The sequence below is a fragment of the Streptomyces sp. NBC_00162 genome (genome assembly GCF_024611995.1).
In the GTDB taxonomy this organism is placed as follows: Bacteria; Actinomycetota; Actinomycetes; order Streptomycetales; family Streptomycetaceae; genus Streptomyces.
Map to the genome: position 1 here is coordinate 2,427,081 of NZ_CP102509.1, position 18,899 is coordinate 2,445,979.

Sequence of the window (18,899 nt, forward strand, 5' to 3'; positions counted from 1 at the left end):
GATGACACAGAAGAAGAAGGCCCTGGTGATCGGCGCGGGGATCGGCGGCCTCACCGCCGCCGTCGCCCTGCGCGAGGCGGGTCTCGAGGTCGAGGTCCACGAACGGGCGGGCGAGCTGCGGGCCGCGGGCTCCGGCCTCTCCGTGATGAGCAACGCCGTCGGCGCGCTGAACTCGCTGGGCGTCGGGATCGACCTGGAGAAGCGCGGGGAGGCCCTGCGCTCGTACCACGTCAAGACGGCCTCGGGCCGGCTGATCCGGGAGTTCCCCTTCCCGGAGATCATCGGCAGGCTGGGGGTGCCCAGTGTGCTCATCACCCGGGCGGACCTCCAGCAGTCGCTGCTGGAGGCGGCAGAGGGCATCCCCCTGCACTTCGGCGCCGCGGCCACCGGCTTCGAGACGGAGGGGGTGCCGGGCGGCGGGGTGCGGGTCGCGTTCGACGACGGCACCACCGCCGAGGGGGACGTGCTGATCGGGGCGGACGGCTTCAACTCCGCCGTCCGCAGGCAGCTGGTGGGCCCGGAGGACTCGCAGGACAGCGGCTACATCTGCTGGCTCGCGGTCGTGCCGTTTTCGCACCCCCGTTTCACGCCGGGTTCGGTGACCCACTTCTGGGGCAGCGGCAAGCGCTTCGGGCTCGTGGACATGGGCGCCGGACGGCTGTACTGGTGGGGCACCAAGAACATGCCGGCCGAGCTCTCGCGGGACTGGAAGGGCGGCAAGGCCGAGGTCCTGCACTCCTACGACGGCTGGGCCGACGAGGTGCGGCAGGCGATCCTGGCCACCCCCGAGGAGTCGATCATCGCCGTGCCCTCCCGGGACCGGGCGTTCCTGGAGCGCTGGGGCCGGGGTCCGGTGACCCTGCTGGGGGACGCCGCGCACCCGATGCTCACCAGTCTCGGCCAGGGCTCGGGCATGGCGATCGAGGACGCCGTGGTGCTCGGGCGGGCCCTGAAGGGCGCGCCCGACCTGCCGCGGGCACTGCGCCGGTACGAGGACGAGCGCCGCGAACGGACCCGGGGGATGGTCGCCGCCTCGCGCGGCATCAGCTCCTTCGAGCAGTCCGAGGACCCGTTCCGCCGGCCGGTGCGGGACGCGTACTTCCGCTTCATGCCGCAGAGCAGGCTCACCCGCACGCTGGAGGACGCCCTCACCTTCCCGGCGGTGGCCGGATGAGCGCCCCCGCTTCCCGTAGGAGAAATCTCGTGTCAGCCGCCCAGAACCGCGCCGCCCTGTCGCCGCGCGGCCGGTCCGTACTGGTCACCGGGGCCTCCTCCGGCCTCGGCCGGGTCTGCGCCCTCGAGCTGGAGGAGGCGGGCTTCCGGGTCTTCGCCGGTGTTCGCAAGGAGGCCGACGCCCTGGCGCTCGCCGAGGCCTCCGCGCACGGCCGGATCGTTCCGGTGCTGGTCGACGTGACGGACGAGAAGTCGGTGGCCGCGGCCGCCGAACGGGTCACCGCCGAGGTGGGCGAGGACGGCCTGTGGGGGCTCGTGAACAACGCGGGCATCTGCGTCTCGGCCCCGCTGGAGTGCGTGTCGCCGGAGCGGCTGCGCCGGCAGCTGGACACCAACGTGGTCGGTCAGCTCGCCGTCACCCAGGCGTTTCTGCCGCTGCTGCGGCGTACCCGCGGCCGGGTGGTCAACGTGACCTCGGGCCTGGGCAGTGTGGCGATCCCGTTCCTCGGGGCGTACGCGGCGGCGCAGTTCGCCAAGGAGGCCCTGACCGACGTACTGCGGCGCGAGCTGGCACCGCAGGGCGTGGACGTCGCCCTGGTGCAGCCCGGCGCCATCATGACGCCGATCTGGGGCAAGGTCTCCGACGTCGCGCGGGCCGCGATGGACGGTGTCCCGGAGCAAGTGGCCGAGCGGTACCGGATCCCCTTCAACCGGTTCCTGCACCAGAACGAGAAGCAGGCGCGGGAAAGCCTGACCCGTCCGGAGGACTTCGCGGAGACGGTCCGGCAGGCCCTGACGGCCCGGCGGCCCAGGACCCGCTACCGGGTGGGTCCGGACGCCCGGAAGGTGAGCGTGCTCGCCCGGGTGCTGCCCGACACGGCACTCGACCGGTACCTGCGGCCGATCACCGAATAGCGCGGCTGCCGGGGTGGCTGGTGCCCGAGGGCTGAGGTAACAGGCAAACCTGCCCAGGAAGTCGTACAGAACAAGCCAGTTGGCACGCCCGCCAAGAGGCGGCGAGCGGCGATATCACGCCAGATGATGGCTGATAGCGGCAAGTTGCGCGTGATATGGCCATCGTCACAGTTTGACCCGCCTTTTCGGCGGGCGTGCCCAACGTCCCAGGACCGGCCCGGATTTCGCCCTTTTCCCCTCGGGCCGGAGCTCCGTCATGCCGCCGATTTCCCGCCCGTCGGTGTGAACGGTCCGTCAATTCCCTTCATGACCTGACTCCGCCGTGGGTGCGAACCAGCCGAATTAGCGTGATCGCCGAGGCTTTCCGGAATCGGCGTTCCCCGACCGGACCCCTACCGTTCGACAAGGATGAGGACCATGGCGCAAACCGTGCGGCCGCCCGTTCCCGAAACCCGCGCCGACGGCGGCGCGCTGACCCGATTCACGTCCCGGCACGGCAGCACCCTGGAGCGGGCCCGCGAGGTGATCCGCACCCGCGAACACTGGTCACCGTATTCGGAGGACCCGGAGGATCCGCAGGCCTACGGCCGGGGCGCGAGAGCCGCCGGCGAGGCCGCCTTCCGCCGGCTCCTCGGCCGGCCGCTGGAGCTCGGCCAGCCCGGCCGGGACGGCACCGTGGGCCCCGGCCCGGAAGCGGGCGGCGAGCTCTCCCCGTACGGCGGCCCGCTGAAGGTCTCCTACCCGCACTGCGACCCCGACGTCCTGCTGCCCGCCATGGAGGCGGCCCTGCCCGCCTGGCGCGACGCGGGTCCCGAGGCCCGTGCGGCGGTCTGCGCCGAGATCCTCCACCGGATCAACGCCCGCAGCTCCGAGTTCGCCTACGCGGCCGTGCACACCAGCGGCCACAACTTCCTGATGGCCTTCCACGCGGGGGCCGTCCACGCCCAGGACCGCGGCCTCGAGGCGGTGGCCTGCGCCCTCGCCGAGCAGACCCGGCTGCCGGCCGCCTCGGTCTGGCGCAAGCCCCAGGGCGACGGCCGGGCCGTCACCCTGGCCAAGACCTTCAGGACGGTGCCGCGGGGCGTCTCCCTGGTCGTCGCCAACAGCGTCTTCCCCGCCTGGAACAGCTACCCGGCCCTCTTCGCCTCCCTGGCCACCGGCAACCCCGTGCTGGTCAAACCGCACCCGGCGGCCGTCCTGCCCCTGGCGCTCACCGTCGAGATCGCCCGCGAGGTACTGACCGAGGCCGGCTTCCCGGCGGACCTGGTGTGCCTGGCCGCCGAACACCCCGGTGAAGGACTGGCCCGCCGGCTGGCCACCCGCCCCGAGGTACGCCTCGTCGACTACGCGGGCGGCACCGCCTTCGGCACCTGGCTGGAGGACAACGCCCGCCAGGCCCGCGTCTTCACCGCCGGGTCCGCCGTCAACACCTTGCTCGTCGAGTCGACCGGCGACTACCGCGACATGCTCGCCAACCTCGCCTTCTCCGTCTCCCTCTACAGCGGGCAGCTGTGCACCAGCCCGCAGAACCTGCTGATCCCGCGGGCCGGGATCAGCACCGACGAGGGGCACCGGACGTACGAGGAGATCGTCGCCGACCTCGGCGCGGCCCTCTCCGGCCTGCTGGGCGACGACACGGTGGCGAGCGGCATCCTGGGCGCGCTCCTGGGACCCCCGGTCCTGGACCGGCTCGAACGGGTGATGGCCGGGGAAGCCGGGACCGTGGCCGTCCCCTCCCGCGCCGTGCGCGACCCCGCGCACCCGGAGGCGGTCATCCGCACCCCGGCCGTCGTGACGCTCGACGCGAACCGGGCCGCGGACCGGACCACGCTGCTCGCCGAATGGCTGGGCCCCGTGGTCTTCGCCGTCGCGGTGGACTCCGTCGCCGACGCGGTCGCGCTGGTCTCCCGCACCACCCGCGAGTGCGGCGCGCTGTCCGTCGGCCTCTATTCCACGTCACCGGAGGTGGAAGCGGCGATGGAACAGGCCTGCGCCGAAGCCGGGGTGATGCTGTCGGCGAACCTGATGGGCGACTGGTACATCTCCCAGTCGGCCGTCTATTCCGATCTGCACGGCACGGGAATGAACCCGTCGGGGAACTCGGTGTACTGCGACGCCGCGTTCGTGTCCGCGCGTTTCCACACCGTCGGCGTACGTCGCTACGGCGGCTCCATATGAACAGCACCCTCACCCACATGCCGCTGCGCGGGCGCGAGCGGGAAATGCGGCTCATCCGCGAGGTACTGGAATACGGCCGCCGCTCCGGCCCCGCCGTCCTGTCGATCGAGGGAATGCCCGGCATCGGCAAGACCCGGCTGCTGCAGGAAGCCGCCGCCCTCGCCGACGGCCTGGGCTACGCCGGGCACCACCCCGATCCGTGGGCGGACCCCCGCCACCTGCGGCGCCGGACCGTTCCGGCGCGCCACACCCGGGGCCGGCCCGGCCGGTGCCATGCCCCGGCGGGGCCCGTCCTCGTCCTGGTCGACGACACCCGCCGGGCCGTGGACGGGCCGCCGCGGATGCCCTTCGCCCCCCGCGAACGGCCCGGCGGCGAACCCGTCGTCTGGCTGGTCGCCCACCGGCCCGGCGAGGCGCCGGCCCTGCCGGCCGGCCTCACTGGTCGCAGCGAGCGGCTGTCGCTGGGACCGCTGGGACCGGCCCACTCGCTGAGCCTGGCCCGGGACCTGCTGGGCGCGCCGCCCGCACCGGCTCTGGTCCAGCTGATCGACCAGGCCGGCGGGCACCCCCGGCTGCTGATCGAACTGCTCACCGGGCTCCAGGAGGAAGGTGCCCTGGAGACCGTGGACGACGAGGTCCGGCTGCTGACCTCGCGGCTGCCCGCCCGCCTGGCCACCCGGGTCCGGGCCACCTTGGAGCGCTTCTCCCCCGGATGCCGCCAACTGCTGCGCGTGGCCTCGCTCCTGGGGTGCGAGGTGGTCTACGAGGATCTGGCGCTGATGCTGCGGACCTCGGTGTCCGCCCTGCTCCCCGCGCTGGAGGAGGTGGAGGCCACCGGCGTCGTGCGCAACGACGACGGCCGGGCCGTGTTCTCCAGTCCGCTGCTGCGCCGGCTCATCTCGGACTCGATGCCCGACTCGCTGCGCCTCTCCCTCCAGCGGGAAGCGGCGGCGCTGCGGGCGACGGCGGGGCTCCGCGAGGCGCCGGCCGCCGGGCCGGAACTGAGCGAGCAGCAACGGGTGCTGGTGGGCCTGGTGCGCGAGGGCCTCACCAACCAGCAGATCGCCCGGCGCCTCGCGCTGTCCCCGCACACCGTCAACTACCACCTCCGGAAGCTGTTCAAGACCTTCGGGGTGAGCTCGCGGATCGACCTGCTGACGGCGGCGGAGCACCTGGACGCCTCCGGCCGGGCCGCCCGCGCACGCCAGAACTGACCGCACCCCACCGCACGCACTGCACCGCACTGCACCACACCGCACCGACCGTGGAGACCCGTACCCGTGACCGATCTCGTCCTGGCCGGCACCTGGCCCCGCCCCGACACCCCGCCTCCGGCCCGGCGCACCGCCTGGCTGCGTGACGCCCTGCACGCAGAACCCGACGACGGGCGCTCCCCGCAGCTGCTGGACGAGGTGCGCTGCGACGTCCTCGTCGTGGGCGGCGGCTTCACCGGCCTGTGGACCGCCCTGGAGATCCTGCGGCGGGCGCCCGGCACGGACATCGTGCTGATCGAGGCCGACGTGTGCGGCGGCGGAGCCAGCGGCGCCAACGCCGGCTATCTGATGCCGATGTGGGCCCGCTTCAGCAGCCTCGTCGCGATCGGCGGGCACGAGGAGGCGCGCCGGCTGGGCGAGGCCTCCGCCCAGGCCGTCGACGACATCCTCGCCTTCACCGAGGCGCACGGCATCGACGTCGAGTACCGGCGCGGTCCGTGGATGTGGGCCGCCTCCTCACCGGCCCAGCGCGGGGCGTGGCGGCAGACCCTGGAGGACCTGCGGCGGGCCGGGACGGAGCCGCTGCACGAGGTGTCCGCCGCCGAGTCCCGCCGGGCGGTCGGCACCCGCAACCACTTCGGCGGCGTCCTCGACCCGGGCTGCGCCACGCTCCAGCCCGCCAAGCTGACGCGCGGCATGCGCCGGGTGGCGATCGAGGCGGGCGTCCGCGTCCACGAGCGCACCCCGCTGACCGCCCTGCGGGGCGCGCCCGGCGGCGCCACGACCGCCCACACCCCCTACGGACGGGTGCACGCCGAACGGGTCGTGCTGGCCATCAACGCCTGGGCCGGGCAGCTGGAGGACCTCGGCCGCCGGATGGTCACCGTGGCCAGCGACACCCTCCTGACCGAGCCCGTTCCGGAGCGGCTCGCGGCGCTCGGCTGGGACGGGGAGACCTCGGTCTGCGACTCCCGCCGCAGGCTGAACTACTACCGCACGACCCCGGACGGCAGGCTGCTCTTCGGCAAGGGCGGCTCCGGCGTGGCCTTCGGCCAGAGCGGGGCCGACACGATGTGGGGCGACGCGCTGCGACCCGCCGAGCTACGGAGTCAGCTCGCCCGGCTCTTCCCGGAGCTCGCCGACGCGCCGGTGGACACGGCCTGGACCGCCCCGGTCGAGTACTCGACCACCTCGCTCCCCTTCGCCGGCTGGCTGAAGTCCGTGCCCGGGGTTTGCTACGCCACGGGCTACTCGGGGGACGGGGTGGGCCCCTCGCGGCTGATGGCCAAGGTGCTCGCCTCCCTCGTCCTGGGGACCAGGGACGAGTGGTCGGGCTCGGCCTTCACCAGGCCGCCGGGCGGCTGGATCCCGCCGGAGCCCGTCCGCTACCCCGGTGCGCGGCTGGTCATCCCGGCGCTGCGCGCGGTGGAGCACCGCGAGGACCGCGGCCGCGGGGTGCCGGCGCTGGTGAAGCGGCTGGCCTCCATCGACCCGTCCGCCTTCCGGCTCTGACCCGACGGTCCCAGACCCTGTCCGGGACCTAGCCGGCCGCCGGCACCAGGCCCCGCAGCGGCCAGGCGGTGTCGATCACCGCGTCCGGGGTGCCCTGGCGGCGGAGGTAGGACTGGAAGTCCCGGGCCCAGCGCGCGTGCCAGGTGCCCTGACGGGCGTGCAGGTCGGCCGGGGTGAGGGCGGCCACCTCGGGGTGGCGCGCGGCTATCGCGCGGGCCACCTCGACCGCGGCCAGGGCGTCCGCCCCGGCGTCGTGCGCGGCGTCCAAGGTGACCCCGTACACCCCGCAGACCGCCTCCAGGGTCCGCTTGCCGCGCCGGTAGCGGTCGACGGCCCGGTCAATGGTCAGCGGGTCGACCACCGGCCCGGTCGCCGCCCCGCCCAGCCGCTCGGCCAGCGACGGCAGCCCGTGCCGGGCCAGCTCCGCGGAGAGCAGGGTCAGGTCGAAGGCCGCGTTGTACGCGACGACCACCGCCCCCGCGCGCCAGTGCCCGACCAGCGCCCGGGCGACCTCGTCGGCCACCTCCCGCACCGGGCGGCCCTCGGCGACGGCCCGCTCCGTGCTGATCCCGTGGATCGCCGAGGCCCCTTCCGGAATCGGTATCCCCGGGTCCGCGAGCCAGCCGCGCCGCTCGCGCACCTCGCCGCCCCGCACCTCGACCACCGCCGCCGTCACGATCCGCGACTCCCCCGGCTCCGTGCCGGTCGTCTCCAGGTCGAACCCGATCAGCACACCGCCGTGCCAGTCCCCCGTCATGCGCTCTTCCCCCCGTACACCTTCGGTCAACGGCTTTCAGCCTGCCACGGCGCACTGACAGACCGGCCGCCGGGGGCGGGGCGCAGCCGGCGTCACGACACCGGCCGGGAGTCCTCCCACACCGATTCGAATTCCTCGCGGTACGTCGTGAACAGCCCGTGGTCGGCGTCCTTCGGCACGCCCCGGCCGCCGCCGCGCAGGACCAGGACGGGCGATTCCATGCCGCGCGCCCGCCGCAGGTACGACTGGACCACGGCGATCCCCGAGGACTGGCCCTCCACCAGGTAGGCGGTGAAGCGCGGGGTCTCGTCGAAGACGTGGATCTCGAAGCGCGAGGGGTCCCGCAGGCCCGCCCGGACCCGGCGGACGTGCAGGATGTTCATCTCCACCGAGCGGCTCAGCTCGCCCTTGCGCAGCCCCAGCTCGCGCTCGCGCCGCTTGACCGCGCTGCTCGCCGGGTTCAGGAACAGCAGCCGCACCCGGCAGCCGGCTTCCGTGAGCCGGACGAGTCTTCGGCCCGAGAAGTTCTGGACCAGCAGGTTGAGGCCTATGCCGATGGCGTCGAGCCGCCGCGCGCCGCCGAAGAGGTCCTCCGCCGGAAGCTGGCGCTGCAGGCGCACCCGGTCCGGGTGGACCGAGATGACGTCCGCGTACCGGTCGCCCACCAGGTCCTCGACGGCGTCGATCGGCAGCCGGTCGGCCGAGGGGCTGCCCGAGCCGCCGCCCAGCACCTCCAGCAGCCGCGCGGAGGCCCGTTCCGCCTGTTCCAGCACCGGACGGGACAGCGCCCGGTTGCGGGAGACGACGTTGCGGGTGACCTCCAGCTCGTCCAGGGCGAGCTCGATCTCGCGCCGGTCGTCGAAGTACGGTTCGAAGCAGGGCCAGTGCTGGACCATCAGCTCCCGCAGCTGCGGGAGGGTCAGGAAGCTCAGCACGTTGTCGTCGGCCGAGTCGAGCAGGTAGCCCTTGCGGCGGCTGACCTCGCGCACGGCCACCGCCCGCTGCACCCACTCCTGCCCGGCGGGCCCGGCGGCCGCGACCACCCAGTCGTCCCCGCCGTGCACCGGCTCGTAGATCGGCCTCAGTACCGCGCCGACCACCGACCGCAGCCGCTGTTCGATCAGGTTCAGCCAGATGTACGCACGGCCCGCGCGCTGCGCCCGGGTGCGGACCTCGCTCCAGGCCTCCGCGCCCCAGTCCAGCTCGGCGCCGGCCCGGGCGCTCCCGGCCGCCTGCGGGGCCAGCGACACCGCCCCGGCCGCGACCCCCGCCGACGGTGCGTCCGCGGGGCCACCCTCGTGACCGCTGTCACCAGGGGGCAGCTCCAGACCTCCCGAGCTCACCCGTGCACCGCCTTCTGCGTCTGGACGCCCGTCTCCAGTGATCACGGAAGGGTACTCCGCGCGCGCGGCCCGGTGCAGCCCGATGGCCCGTACACCGGCTGTCCGTTGACCCATTATCCGATGCCCAGACAGTCGTCCGACCCGCCTATCAGGTCTGCGGGTCACCCGGAGGGACCAACCCAAGTCCACGCGTGAGGCACCTCTTTCGGGGAAGATCTGGCAGTGACGTGGTCCAGCCGGATCAGCCGGAGCAGGATGGGAAGAGTCGTTACCTATGCAGGTCTGGCCGGGACAGGCGTATCCGCTCGGTGCCACTTACGACGGCGCCGGCACCAACTTCGCGGTCTACTCCGAGGCCGCCCGACGCATCGAGCTGTGCCTCCTCCACGACGACGGCTCGGAGACCGCCGTGGAACTGCGCGAGACGGACGCCTTCGTCCGCCACGCGTACCTGCCGGGCATCATGCCCGGCCAGCGCTACGGGTTCCGCGTGCACGGCCCGTACGAGCCCGACCGCGGCCGGCGCTGCAACGCGGCGAAGCTGCTGCTGGACCCGTACGCGCGGGCCATCAGCGGCCAGGTGAACTGGAACGAGGCGGTGTACGGCTACCACTTCGGCCGGCCGGACTCCCGCAACGACCTGGACTCCGCCCCGCACACCATGAGCTCGGTCGTGGTGAACCCGTACTTCGACTGGGCCAACGACCGGCCGCCCCGGCACGAGTACCACCACACCGTGCTGTACGAGGCGCACGTCAAGGGTCTGACGATGCACCATCCCGACCTCCCCGAGGAGCTGCGCGGCACGTACGGGGCGCTCGCGCACCCGGCGGTCATCGGGCACCTGACCAAGCTCGGGGTGACGGCGCTGGAGCTGATGCCGGTGCACCAGTTCGTCAACGACCACCGGCTGGTCAACGACGGGCTGAGCAACTACTGGGGCTACAACACCATCGGCTTCTTCGCCCCGCACAACGGCTACGCCTCGGGCGACCGCGGCCAGCAGGTGCTGGAGTTCAAGTCGGCGGTCCGGGCCCTGCACGAGGCCGGGATCGAGGTGATCCTGGACGTGGTCTACAACCACACGGCCGAGGGGAACCACCTGGGTCCGACGCTGTCATTCCGCGGGCTGGACAACGCCTCGTACTACCGGCTGGCGGACGACCCCCGGCACTACACGGACACGACGGGCACGGGGAACTCACTCCTGATGCGCTCCCCGCACGTGCTCCAGCTGATCATGGATTCGCTGCGGTACTGGGTCACCGAGATGCACGTGGACGGCTTCCGCTTCGACCTGGCGGCGACCCTGGCCCGCCAGTTCCACGAGGTGGACCGGCTGTCCTCGTTCTTCGACCTGGTCCAGCAGGACCCGGTGGTCAGCCAGGTGAAGCTGATCGCCGAACCCTGGGACCTGGGCGAGGGCGGCTACCAGGTGGGCAACTTCCCGCCGCTGTGGACCGAGTGGAACGGCAAGTACCGGGACACCGTGCGGGACTTGTGGCGCGGGCAGCCGCGCACGCTGGCGGAGTTCGCGGGACGGCTGACCGGCTCCTCGGACCTCTACCAGGACGACGGGCGGCGCCCGCTGGCGTCGATCAACTTCACCACCTGCCACGACGGTTTCACCCTGCACGACCTGGTCTCCTACAACGAGAAGCACAACGAGGCCAACCGGGAGGGCAACCGGGACGGCGAGACCCACAACCGGTCCTGGAACTGCGGGGTGGAGGGGCCCACCGAGGACCCGGAGGTGCTGGAGCTGCGCGAGCGCCAGATGCGCAACTTCACGGCCACCCTGATGCTGTCGCAGGGCGTGCCGATGCTCAGCCACGGCGACGAGTTCGGGCGCTCCCAGGCCGGCAACAACAACGCCTACTGCCAGGACAACGAGCTGTCCTGGGTGGGCTGGCCGGAGCCCGGCAAGCCGGCGCCCGCGCTGCTGGAGTTCACCCGGCGGATGGTGTGGCTGCGCCGCGACCACCCGGTGTTCCGGCGGCGCCGGTTCTTCCACGGGCGGCCGGTGGAGGGGACGCACGACGAGCTCTCCGACATCGCCTGGTTCACCCCGCACGGCGAGGAGATGCGGGCCCGTGACTGGCAGGCGCAGCACGCGCGGGCGCTGACGGTGTTCCTCAACGGGGAGGCCATCTCCGAGCCGGGGACCCGCGGGGAGCGGATCACCGACGACTCGTTCCTGCTGATGTTCAACGCGGGCGCCGATCCCCAGGAGTTCACCGTTCCGGCGGGGCACGGGGCGCAGTGGCGCCTGGTGGTGGACACGGCGCGGCCGGACGTACTGCCACCCGGCACCGGGCCGCAGTACGCGGCCGGCGACCGGGTGGCGCTGACAGGACGGTGTCTGGTGGTGCTTCAGCGCCCGGCGTAGGCGGAGCTCTCGCCCACGGCCGGCGAGCCGGTCTGCTGCGCCGGGATGAAGGCCTTGCCGTGGGTACGGGCGGCCGGCACCCGGGTGAGGAGGGCGAGGGTCAGGCAGAGCGCGGCCGCCCCCACGGCCACGGCGAAGGCCGCGGCGGGCCCGTAGGACTCGGCGAGCCGCCCGGAGAGCGGCAGCGCGATGGCCTGCCCGGCCACCAGGGAGCTGGCGGCGAAGGCCATCGCCTCGGCCAGCCGGGCGGGCTCCACGACGCGCTCGGTGAGGGCGAACGCGGTGATCAGGTGCGGGGCGTAGGCCGCGCCGAGCACGGTGACGACCAGGTACAGCGGCCACAGGGAGTCGGTGAAGAGCAGCGGTACGGAGAGCACCAGCGCGGCGCCGGTCGCCACCCGCCAGCGCAGCCGCAGCCCGAAGCGGGCGGGCAGCGCGCCGAGCGAGATGCCGACGACGGCGCTGACGACGCCCATGGCGGCGTATACGACGGCGGCCTGGTCGGGGACGCCCAGCCGCATGGTGAGCGCGGCGATCCCGGCCTGGCAGGCGCCGAACATGGCGCCCTGGAGGGCGAGCGAGCCGCGGACGGCGTGGACCACGCGCGGCTGCCGGACCCGGACCTTGCGCTCCTTGCTCCGCTCCTTGCTCCGCGCCTTCACTGCGGGGCCGTCCGTGACGGCGGCGGTCGGGTGCAGCGCGAAGGCGGTGCCGAAGACGGCGACGAGGACGGCGGCGCCGCCGAGGGCGACCGCGGGGTGCGCGACGATCGAGGCGAGTCCGACGAAGGCCGGGCCGAGGACGAAGGAGACCTCGTCCAGGGTGCCTTCGAGCGAGTGGACGGCGCCCACCACGCTCTCCTCGGACTTGGCGCGGTGCGCCAGGGCCACGGAGCGGGTCCGGGCGAGCGGCCCGATCAGCGGGATGGAGGCGCCCGCGACGGCTCCGACGGCGGCGAGCGGGACGGTGGCGAGGTGGCCGAGGGCCCCGGCCACCAGGGCGGCGGTCGCGACGGCGTTGACCGCGGCGGCGGTCAGTACGACGGGCCGCTGGCCGTACCGGTCGGCGAGCCGGCCCAGGACGGGTCCGAAGACCACCTGACCGGCGGAGAGGGTGCCGCCGACGATGGCGCCGGTGGCGATCGAGCCGCTGGTCTGGGCGACCAGCACCACGCTGCCGAACTGGGACATCGCGACGGGCAGTCGGGCAAAGAACGAGATGAGCGGAAGTAGGGGCCCGGTCAGGGCGATGACTCTTCGATAGGTGTTGACGGTTCCAACCACTTGAGCAACGCTAACCCGGCGCAGTCACTCGTATGCATTGGGTAATGGCACGGAATCCGGCAGGCTGGGTACGTACGTTCTCATGAGCCTGCCGCGGTCAAGCATCCATTCGGAATCTGATGTTCCGACACCTGTCACTCCGGCGTCGACCTACCGCCTCCAGCTGCGTCCGGAGTTCCCGTTCGCGGCGGCCGAGGAAGCCGTACCGTACCTCGCCTCGCTCGGCGTCTCGCACCTGCACCTCTCCCCCGTCCTGGAGGCGGTGCCCGGCTCGGCGCACGGCTACGACGTCACCGACCACTCCCGGGTGCGCGAGGAGCTGGGGGGCGAGCCGGGCCTGAGGTCGCTGGGCGCGGCCGCCCGGGCGCACGGGATGGGCCTGGTGCTCGACATCGTGCCGAACCACATGGCGGTACCGGCGCCGCTGCGGCTGAACCGGCCGCTGTGGGAGGTGCTGCGGGAGGGGCCGGGCTCGCCGTTCGCGCGCTGGTTCGACATCGACTGGGAGGCGGGCGGCGGGCAGGTGCTGCTGCCGGTGCTCGCCGGGCCGGTGGAGTCCTGCGAGCTGAGGGCCGACGGGCAGGTGCTGCGCTACGGGGAGCAGGAGTTCCCGCTGCGGGAGGGCACCGCGGGGCTGGCGCTGCCCGAGCTGCTGGCCGCGCAGTGGTACCGGCCGGCCTGGTGGCGGGAGGCCCGTACCGGGCTCAACTACCGGCGCTTCTTCACGATTTCGGAGCTGATCGGGGTCCGGGTGGAGGACCCCGAGGTGTTCACGGCCACCCACGCCAAGGTGCTGGAGCTGGTCCGGGACGGGGTGGCGGACGGACTGCGGATCGACCACGTGGACGGGCTGGCGGATCCCGAGGAGTACCTGCGGCGGCTGCGGGCGGCGGCGGGGCCGCACTGCTGGGTGGTGGTGGAGAAGATCCTGGCCCGGCACGAGCGGCTGCCGCCCTCCTGGCCGGTGGCGGGGACCACCGGGTACGACGCGCTGCACCGGGTGGACGGGGTGTTCACCGATCCGGCCGGCACTGCCAAACTGGCGCGGAGGTACGTGGAGTTCACCGGCAACCCCGAGTGGGCGCGGACCGCCGACGAGAGCGCACGGGAGGTGCTGACCGGCGACCTGGCCGCCGAGCTGGGCGCGCTGGAACGGCAGGCCGGTCCGGAATTGGCCTCTGCGGTACAAGAGTTGCTGATCGCCTATCCGGTCTACCGGCCCTACCCCGGCGAGCCGGAGCCGGACCCGCAGGCCGTGCAGCGGGCGGCCTCGGTGGCCGGTCCGGGTGCGGTGGGCGGTGTACGGGAGCTGCTGCTGCGGGATCCCGCCTTCGCGGCCCGCTTCGCCCAGACCTCGGCCGCGCTGCGCGCCAAGTCCCTGGAGGACCGGGCCTTCTACCGGTACGCACCCCTGCTGTCGGCCACCGAGGTCGGCGGCGACCCCGGCCAACCGGCGGTGTCGGCGGAGGAGTTCCACGCGTACTGCGACCGGCTGGAGCGGGAGTGGCCCCGGTCCGGGACGGTGCTGTCCACGCACGACACCAAGCGCAGCGCGGACGTCCGGGCCAGGATCTCGGTGCTGTCGCAGGCGCCGCAGCCGATGGACGGGCTCGGCGGCCCGGACCCGGGGCTGGCGTGGACGGCCCGGCAGACCGCGCTGGGCCTCGGGGAGGTTCCGCAGGCAGTGCCCCGGCTGACCGAGGCACTGCTCAAGGGGGCCCGGGAGGCCGCCCTGCACACCAGCTGGACGGAGCGGAACGAGGCCTACGAGGCGACCGTGGCGGGATACGCCCCCGGCCCCCTCGACCTGCCGCCGGAGCTGGCGGAGGCGGCCCGCGCCAACCTGCTCGGCATGGCGCTGCTGCACCTGACGATGCCCGGGGTGCCGGAGGTCTACCAGGGCGCGGAGACGGAGTACCGGGCCCTGGTGGACCCGGACAACCGGCGCCCGGCCCGCTTCCCTCGCGAGGAACTGGCCCGGCTGGACGCGGGGGCCGCGCCGTCCGGACCGGCCGAGGAGAAGCTGGCCCTGACGGCCGCCGTGCTGCGGCTGCGCCGGGACCGGCCGGGCCTGTTCGCCGGGTACGCCCCGCTGCAGGCCAGTGGCCCGGCGGCGGACCACTGCCTGGCCTTCGCCCGCTCGCCCGGCCTGGTGGTGGTGGCCACCCGGCTCTCGCACCGGCTGGCCGGCGCGGGGGGCTGGCGCGGCACCACCCTGCCACTGCCGCCGGGCCGCTGGCTGCCGCTGCACGACGGGAGCCCGTACGAGGCCGGGGTACGGCTGTCCGAACTGCTGGCCGCCCGGCCCGTGGCGGTCCTACTCCGGCACCAGTAGCCCGGCGAAGGCGGCCGCCGCGCCGGTCAGCGGGACCCTGGAGAAGACCGCCAGGGGCCGGTGCCACGGCGGGTCGAGGGAGAGCAGCACGCAGTCCTCGCCGACGGCGCCCCGGACCATGTGGGCCGGGGCCATGACGATGCCCACCCCGGCGGCCGCCATCCGTACGGCCGTCGAGGTGTGTTCCGTACGCAGCACCGTGCGCGGGGTGAACCCCGCCTCGCCGCACGCCCAGTCGAGGACGGGCTGCCCGTGCACCAGCGGTTCCATGGCGCAGCGGATCCAGTCGCGGTCGGCGAGCTCGGTGAGCCGGACTGTGCCCCGCCCGCCCAGGGGGTCGTCGAAGGGCACCACGATCACCAGCTCCTCCCGGCCGATGCGGAGCACCGGACCGGTCCACTCCTTGGGTTCCGGGCCGACCGCGAGGTCGGCGACGCCCCGCTCCAGCTGTTCCTCCAGGGCCTCCGTGGAGCCGTACTCCCGCACCATCAGCGCCACTCCCGGGTGCAGGGTCCGCCAGCGGGCGGCAACGGCCGGGAGCAGGCCGACGGCGATGGCATGGACGGTGGCGAGGTGCAGTTCACCGCCTTGCGCCCCGGCGGCGGCGCGGGCGGCCCGCTCGGCCTGGCGGGCGCTGCGGACGGCGAGCTGGGCGTGCGGTAGGAAGGCGCGGCCCATGGGGGTGAGCCGGACCCCGCGCGGCATGCGTTCCAGCAGCTCGCCGCCCACGGACCGCTCCAGGGCCTTGACCTGGTGGGAGAGGGCGGGCTGGGTGACGTGCAGGGATTCGGCGGCCCGGGTGAAGGAGGACTCCTCCACGACGGTGAGGAAGTACTCCATCTGACGCAGGCTCATGGACCGGAAGCATAAAGCCGGAAGCATAAACAACGTGCATGGCAACGAGAAGATCATTGCCTTGGATTCATGGGAACGGACCGCGCAGGCTGTACACATGAACAGCGACAGCAGCACCGTAGATGTGATCGTGATCGGCGGCGGCACGGGCGGCTACAGCACGGCCCTGCGCGCCTCGGCCCTCGGTCTGACCGTCCTCCTCGCCGAACGCGACAAGGTCGGCGGGACCTGCCTGCACCGCGGGTGCATCCCCAGCAAGGCCATGCTGCACGCGGCCGAACTCGTCGACGGCATAGCCGAGGCGCGCGAGCGCTGGGGGGTGCGGGCGAGCGTGGAGTCGGTGGACTGGCCGGCCCTGACCGCCACCCGCGACGACATCGTCTCCCACAACCACAAGGGCGTGGAAGGCCACTTGGAGCGCGCCGGGGTGCGCGTGGTGCGCAGCGGTGCCCGGCTGACCGGGCCGCGGTCGATCCGGACCGAGGACGGCCGGGAGTTCACGGCCACCTGCGGGATCGTGCTGGCCACCGGGTCCCGGCCGCGTACCCTGCCCGGGCTGGAGCCCGACGGGCACACGGTGGTCACCAGCGACGACGCATTGTTCGCCCCCGGGCTGCCGGCCTCGGTGCTGGTGCTGGGCGGCGGGGCGATCGGGGTGGAGTACGCCTCCTTCCACCGGTCCATGGGCGCGGAGGTGACCCTGGTCGAAGCCGCGGACCGGCTGGTTCCGCTGGAGGACGCGGACGTGTCCCGCCACCTGGCGCGGGGCCTGAAGAAGCGCGGGATCGACGTGCAGACGGGGGCCCGGCTGGAGAAGGCCGAGCGGCTGGAGGCCGGGGGCGTACGGGCCACCGTGCGCACGGCGCGCGGGGAACTGCGGGAGCTCCGGGCGGAGCGGTTGCTCGTGGCGGTCGGGCGGGTTCCGGTCACCGACGGGCTGGACCTCGCGGCGGCCGGACTGGCCACCGACGAGCGGGGGTTCGTGGCGCCGGCCGACTGGTCCCGGCTGGAGACCGCCGTCCCGGGGATCCACGTGGTGGGCGACCTGCTGCCGCCGCCCTCGCTCGGCCTGGCACACGCCTCCTTCGCGGAGGGGCTGCTGGTCGCCGAGACCCTGGCCGGGGTGGCGAGCGCGCCGGTGGACTACGCCGCGGTGCCCCGGGTGACCTACTCGGCGCCGCAAACCGCCGCGGTCGGGCTGACGGAGGCTCAGGCGCGCGAGGCGGCGCACGACGTGGTGGTGAACACCAAGCCGCTGACGGCCGTGGCCAAGGGAATGGTGCACGGGCAGGGCGGCATGGTGAAGGTGGTCGCCGAGCGGGGCGGGCGGGTGCTGGGTGTGCACCTGGTGGGGCCGCACGTGTCGGAGATGATCGCGGAGAGCCAGCTGATCGTGGGCTGGGACGCGGAGCCGGGCGATGTGGCACGGCACGTCCACGCCCACCCGACGCTGTCGGAGGCGGTGGGCGAGGCCTTCCTGACCCTGGCGGGCCGCGGCCTGCACCAGCAGTAGCCCGGGCCTGCGCCCCGGACCCTCGGCAGACCCTCGGCCAGACTCCGCCCGGGGGGCGACCCCCGGCGCGGGTACCGGCCCAGCCCGGCGGGCATGGCATCCCTTGTGACCCTCCTCCGTGACATGTGCTACCCCACACCGCACGAGCTCGCGCTGGCCGCCCGCGCCCTGGCGGACGAACGCCCCGCCGAGGTCCGGCTCCGCCAGGCCGGAACCTCCCGGGCCGGGCAGCCCCTCTGGGTGCTCTCCGTCGCGGCCACCGGCAAGGCCCGGCCCGGCCGGGACGTCCTCGTGGTCGCCGGGGCCCACGCCAACGAACCCGTCGGCGGCGCCACCGCCCTCTCCCTCGCCCGGCGGCTCCTGCACGACCCGGCCCCGCGTGCAGGCTGCGGCTGGCACTTCCTGCTCTGCGCCGATCCCGACGGCGCGGACCTGCACCGCACGCCCCGCCCGTACTCGCTCCTCGACTACCACCGGCACTTCTTCCGGCCCCCCGGTCCCGAACAGCCCGAGTGGGCGCCGTCTTTACTGCCCCCGGACCGGCTGCCGCCCGAGACCCTGGCCCTGACCGCGCTCATCGACGAACTGCGGCCCGTCCTCCAGGTCTCCCTGCACGCCACCGACCTCGGCGGCTCCTGGGTCCAGCTCACCCGGGACATTCCCGGCCTCGCCGAGCCCTTCGGCAAATCGGCCGCCGAGCTGCGCATCCCGGTGGAGAACGGGGCCTCGGATGCCGCCGGCTGGCCCTCCCCCGGGCCGGGGATCTTCGTGATCCCGCAGCCGGGGAGCGAGGACGCCGGTGCCTTCCATCCCGAGGACACCCGGCTCAGCACCTGGTACCACGCCCACCGGTACGACGGCACCACCGCGATCGTCGAAGTCCCCATGTGGGCCTCCGACCTGGTCGACGACCCGGCCCCGCACCCCGACCCGCGCGGCGCCCTGCGGATGCTGGCCGGACGGCTCGGCGAGGACACCGCCCGCGTGGCCGCCGTACGGGACGGGATCCGGTACGGCCCGCTGCCCTACGAGGACCCGGCCGCGGCGCCCCTGCTGCGCGCGGTGGACTGGACGCTCGCGCTGATCCCCCGGATCACCGCCGAGTGGACCGGCGACGGGGCTCCCGCCGAGGCCACCGCGGCGTACGTCGCCAGCATCGACGCCTTCGGGCGGCGTCTGTCGCTGCGCGCCGCCGCGATGCTGCTGCGGGTGCTGCGCACCCAGGGTCACGGGTCGGCGCCCGGGCTGGACCGGCTGGTCACGGGGTGGTGCGAAGACTTCGCGGCCCGCTTCCAGGCCCGCTGGGTCCCGGTGGCCACGCAGGTGGAACACCAGTCCCGGACCGTCCTGGCCGCGTACGAACGCCTCGTCGCGCCCTAGAAGGGGTCCACGGGCCAGGGCCGCGCCCAGCCCGTGGCCGCGAGCCTCCTCG

The 18,899-nt window shown here is 73.9% G+C and carries 13 protein-coding genes; 9 read left to right on the top strand and 4 right to left on the bottom strand.

Translation table 11 applies throughout. The features are described from left to right. The first annotated feature begins 1 nt into the window (after nucleotide 1). The 5 genes from JIW86_RS11535 (at nucleotide 2) to JIW86_RS11555 (ending at nucleotide 6,992) form a co-directional block, all read left to right on the top strand. The gene (locus JIW86_RS11535) at nucleotides 2-1,174 is read left to right on the top strand and encodes an FAD-dependent oxidoreductase (protein WP_215141526.1); all 1,173 of its coding nucleotides are present in this window, start codon (nucleotides 2-4) and stop codon (nucleotides 1,172-1,174) included. Further along, a complete protein-coding gene (locus JIW86_RS11540) occupies nucleotides 1,171-2,088 on the top strand; it encodes an SDR family oxidoreductase (RefSeq protein WP_406365897.1) in 918 nt (305 codons plus the stop codon). Before JIW86_RS11535 ends, JIW86_RS11540 begins: the two co-directional genes overlap by 4 nt. A gap of 417 nt (nucleotides 2,089-2,505) precedes the next feature. Beyond that, nucleotides 2,506-4,266, top strand: a complete 1,761-nt coding sequence (gene paaN / locus JIW86_RS11545) for a phenylacetic acid degradation protein PaaN (RefSeq protein ID WP_257553678.1) — start codon at nucleotides 2,506-2,508, stop codon at nucleotides 4,264-4,266. After that, a complete protein-coding gene (locus JIW86_RS11550; protein WP_257553679.1) occupies nucleotides 4,263-5,480 on the top strand; it encodes a LuxR family transcriptional regulator in 1,218 nt (405 codons plus the stop codon). Before paaN ends, JIW86_RS11550 begins: the two co-directional genes overlap by 4 nt. 66 nt (nucleotides 5,481-5,546) lie before the next feature. After that, the gene (locus JIW86_RS11555; RefSeq protein ID WP_257553680.1) at nucleotides 5,547-6,992 is read left to right on the top strand and encodes an NAD(P)/FAD-dependent oxidoreductase; all 1,446 of its coding nucleotides are present in this window, start codon (nucleotides 5,547-5,549) and stop codon (nucleotides 6,990-6,992) included. 28 nt (nucleotides 6,993-7,020) lie between these two features. On the opposite strand, the gene JIW86_RS11560 is transcribed toward JIW86_RS11555, so the two are convergent. Further along, nucleotides 7,021-7,749, bottom strand: coding sequence for a 3'-5' exonuclease (locus JIW86_RS11560; protein WP_257553681.1), 729 nt, complete (start codon nucleotides 7,747-7,749; stop codon nucleotides 7,021-7,023). A gap of 92 nt (nucleotides 7,750-7,841) precedes the next feature. After that, nucleotides 7,842-9,092 (bottom strand): SAV2148 family HEPN domain-containing protein, encoded by a 1,251-nt coding sequence (locus JIW86_RS11565; RefSeq protein WP_215141516.1) that lies wholly within the window; start codon nucleotides 9,090-9,092, stop codon nucleotides 7,842-7,844. Nucleotides 9,093-9,366: 274 nt separating this feature from the next. Between JIW86_RS11565 and glgX the strand changes: the two genes are divergently transcribed. Next, entirely contained in the window at nucleotides 9,367-11,481 is a 2,115-nt protein-coding gene (glgX, locus tag JIW86_RS11570; RefSeq protein WP_215141514.1) for a glycogen debranching protein GlgX, read from the top strand. Here the strand turns inward: glgX and JIW86_RS11575 are convergent. Next, on the bottom strand, nucleotides 11,466-12,764 hold the full coding sequence (locus JIW86_RS11575) for an MFS transporter (protein ID WP_257553682.1): 1,299 nt from the start codon (nucleotides 12,762-12,764) through the stop codon (nucleotides 11,466-11,468). The two genes, glgX and JIW86_RS11575, sit on opposite strands and share 16 nt — an antisense overlap. 82 nt (nucleotides 12,765-12,846) lie before the next feature. Here JIW86_RS11575 and treY point away from each other — a divergent pair, with 82 nt between their 5' ends. Next, complete coding sequence (gene treY / locus JIW86_RS11580; protein WP_257553683.1) at nucleotides 12,847-15,099, top strand: malto-oligosyltrehalose synthase; 2,253 nt, start codon at nucleotides 12,847-12,849, stop codon at nucleotides 15,097-15,099. On the opposite strand, the gene JIW86_RS11585 is transcribed toward treY, so the two are convergent. Next, nucleotides 15,082-15,954, bottom strand: a complete 873-nt coding sequence (locus JIW86_RS11585) for a LysR family transcriptional regulator (protein ID WP_257553684.1) — start codon at nucleotides 15,952-15,954, stop codon at nucleotides 15,082-15,084. The two genes, treY and JIW86_RS11585, sit on opposite strands and share 18 nt — an antisense overlap. A gap of 97 nt (nucleotides 15,955-16,051) precedes the next feature. On the opposite strand from JIW86_RS11585, the gene lpdA reads away from it, so the two are divergent. Next, entirely contained in the window at nucleotides 16,052-17,467 is a 1,416-nt protein-coding gene (lpdA, locus tag JIW86_RS11590) for a dihydrolipoyl dehydrogenase (RefSeq protein WP_257553685.1), read from the top strand. 105 nt (nucleotides 17,468-17,572) lie between these two features. Continuing rightward, nucleotides 17,573-18,847 carry a M14 family zinc carboxypeptidase gene (locus JIW86_RS11595; protein WP_257559291.1) on the top strand — a complete coding sequence of 425 codons (1,275 nt, stop codon included), beginning with the start codon at nucleotides 17,573-17,575 and terminating at the stop codon, nucleotides 18,845-18,847. Nucleotides 18,848-18,899 lie beyond the last annotated feature (52 nt).

Bases quoted from the DNA above. Each gene is read 5' to 3' on its own strand.
- JIW86_RS11535 (WP_215141526.1), top strand. From the start codon at position 2: ATGACACAGAAGAAGAAGGCCCTGGTGATCGGCGCGGGGATCGGCGGC.
- JIW86_RS11540 (WP_406365897.1), top strand. From the start codon at position 1,171: ATGAGCGCCCCCGCTTCCCGTAGGAGAAATCTCGTGTCAGCCGCCCAG.
- paaN (WP_257553678.1), top strand. From the start codon at position 2,506: ATGGCGCAAACCGTGCGGCCGCCCGTTCCCGAAACCCGCGCCGACGGC.
- JIW86_RS11550 (WP_257553679.1), top strand. From the start codon at position 4,263: ATGAACAGCACCCTCACCCACATGCCGCTGCGCGGGCGCGAGCGGGAA.
- JIW86_RS11560 (WP_257553681.1), bottom strand. From the start codon at position 7,749: ATGACGGGGGACTGGCACGGCGGTGTGCTGATCGGGTTCGACCTGGAG.
- glgX (WP_215141514.1), top strand. From the start codon at position 9,367: ATGCAGGTCTGGCCGGGACAGGCGTATCCGCTCGGTGCCACTTACGAC.
- treY (WP_257553683.1), top strand. From the start codon at position 12,847: ATGAGCCTGCCGCGGTCAAGCATCCATTCGGAATCTGATGTTCCGACA.
- JIW86_RS11585 (WP_257553684.1), bottom strand. From the start codon at position 15,954: ATGAGCCTGCGTCAGATGGAGTACTTCCTCACCGTCGTGGAGGAGTCC.
- lpdA (WP_257553685.1), top strand. From the start codon at position 16,052: ATGAACAGCGACAGCAGCACCGTAGATGTGATCGTGATCGGCGGCGGC.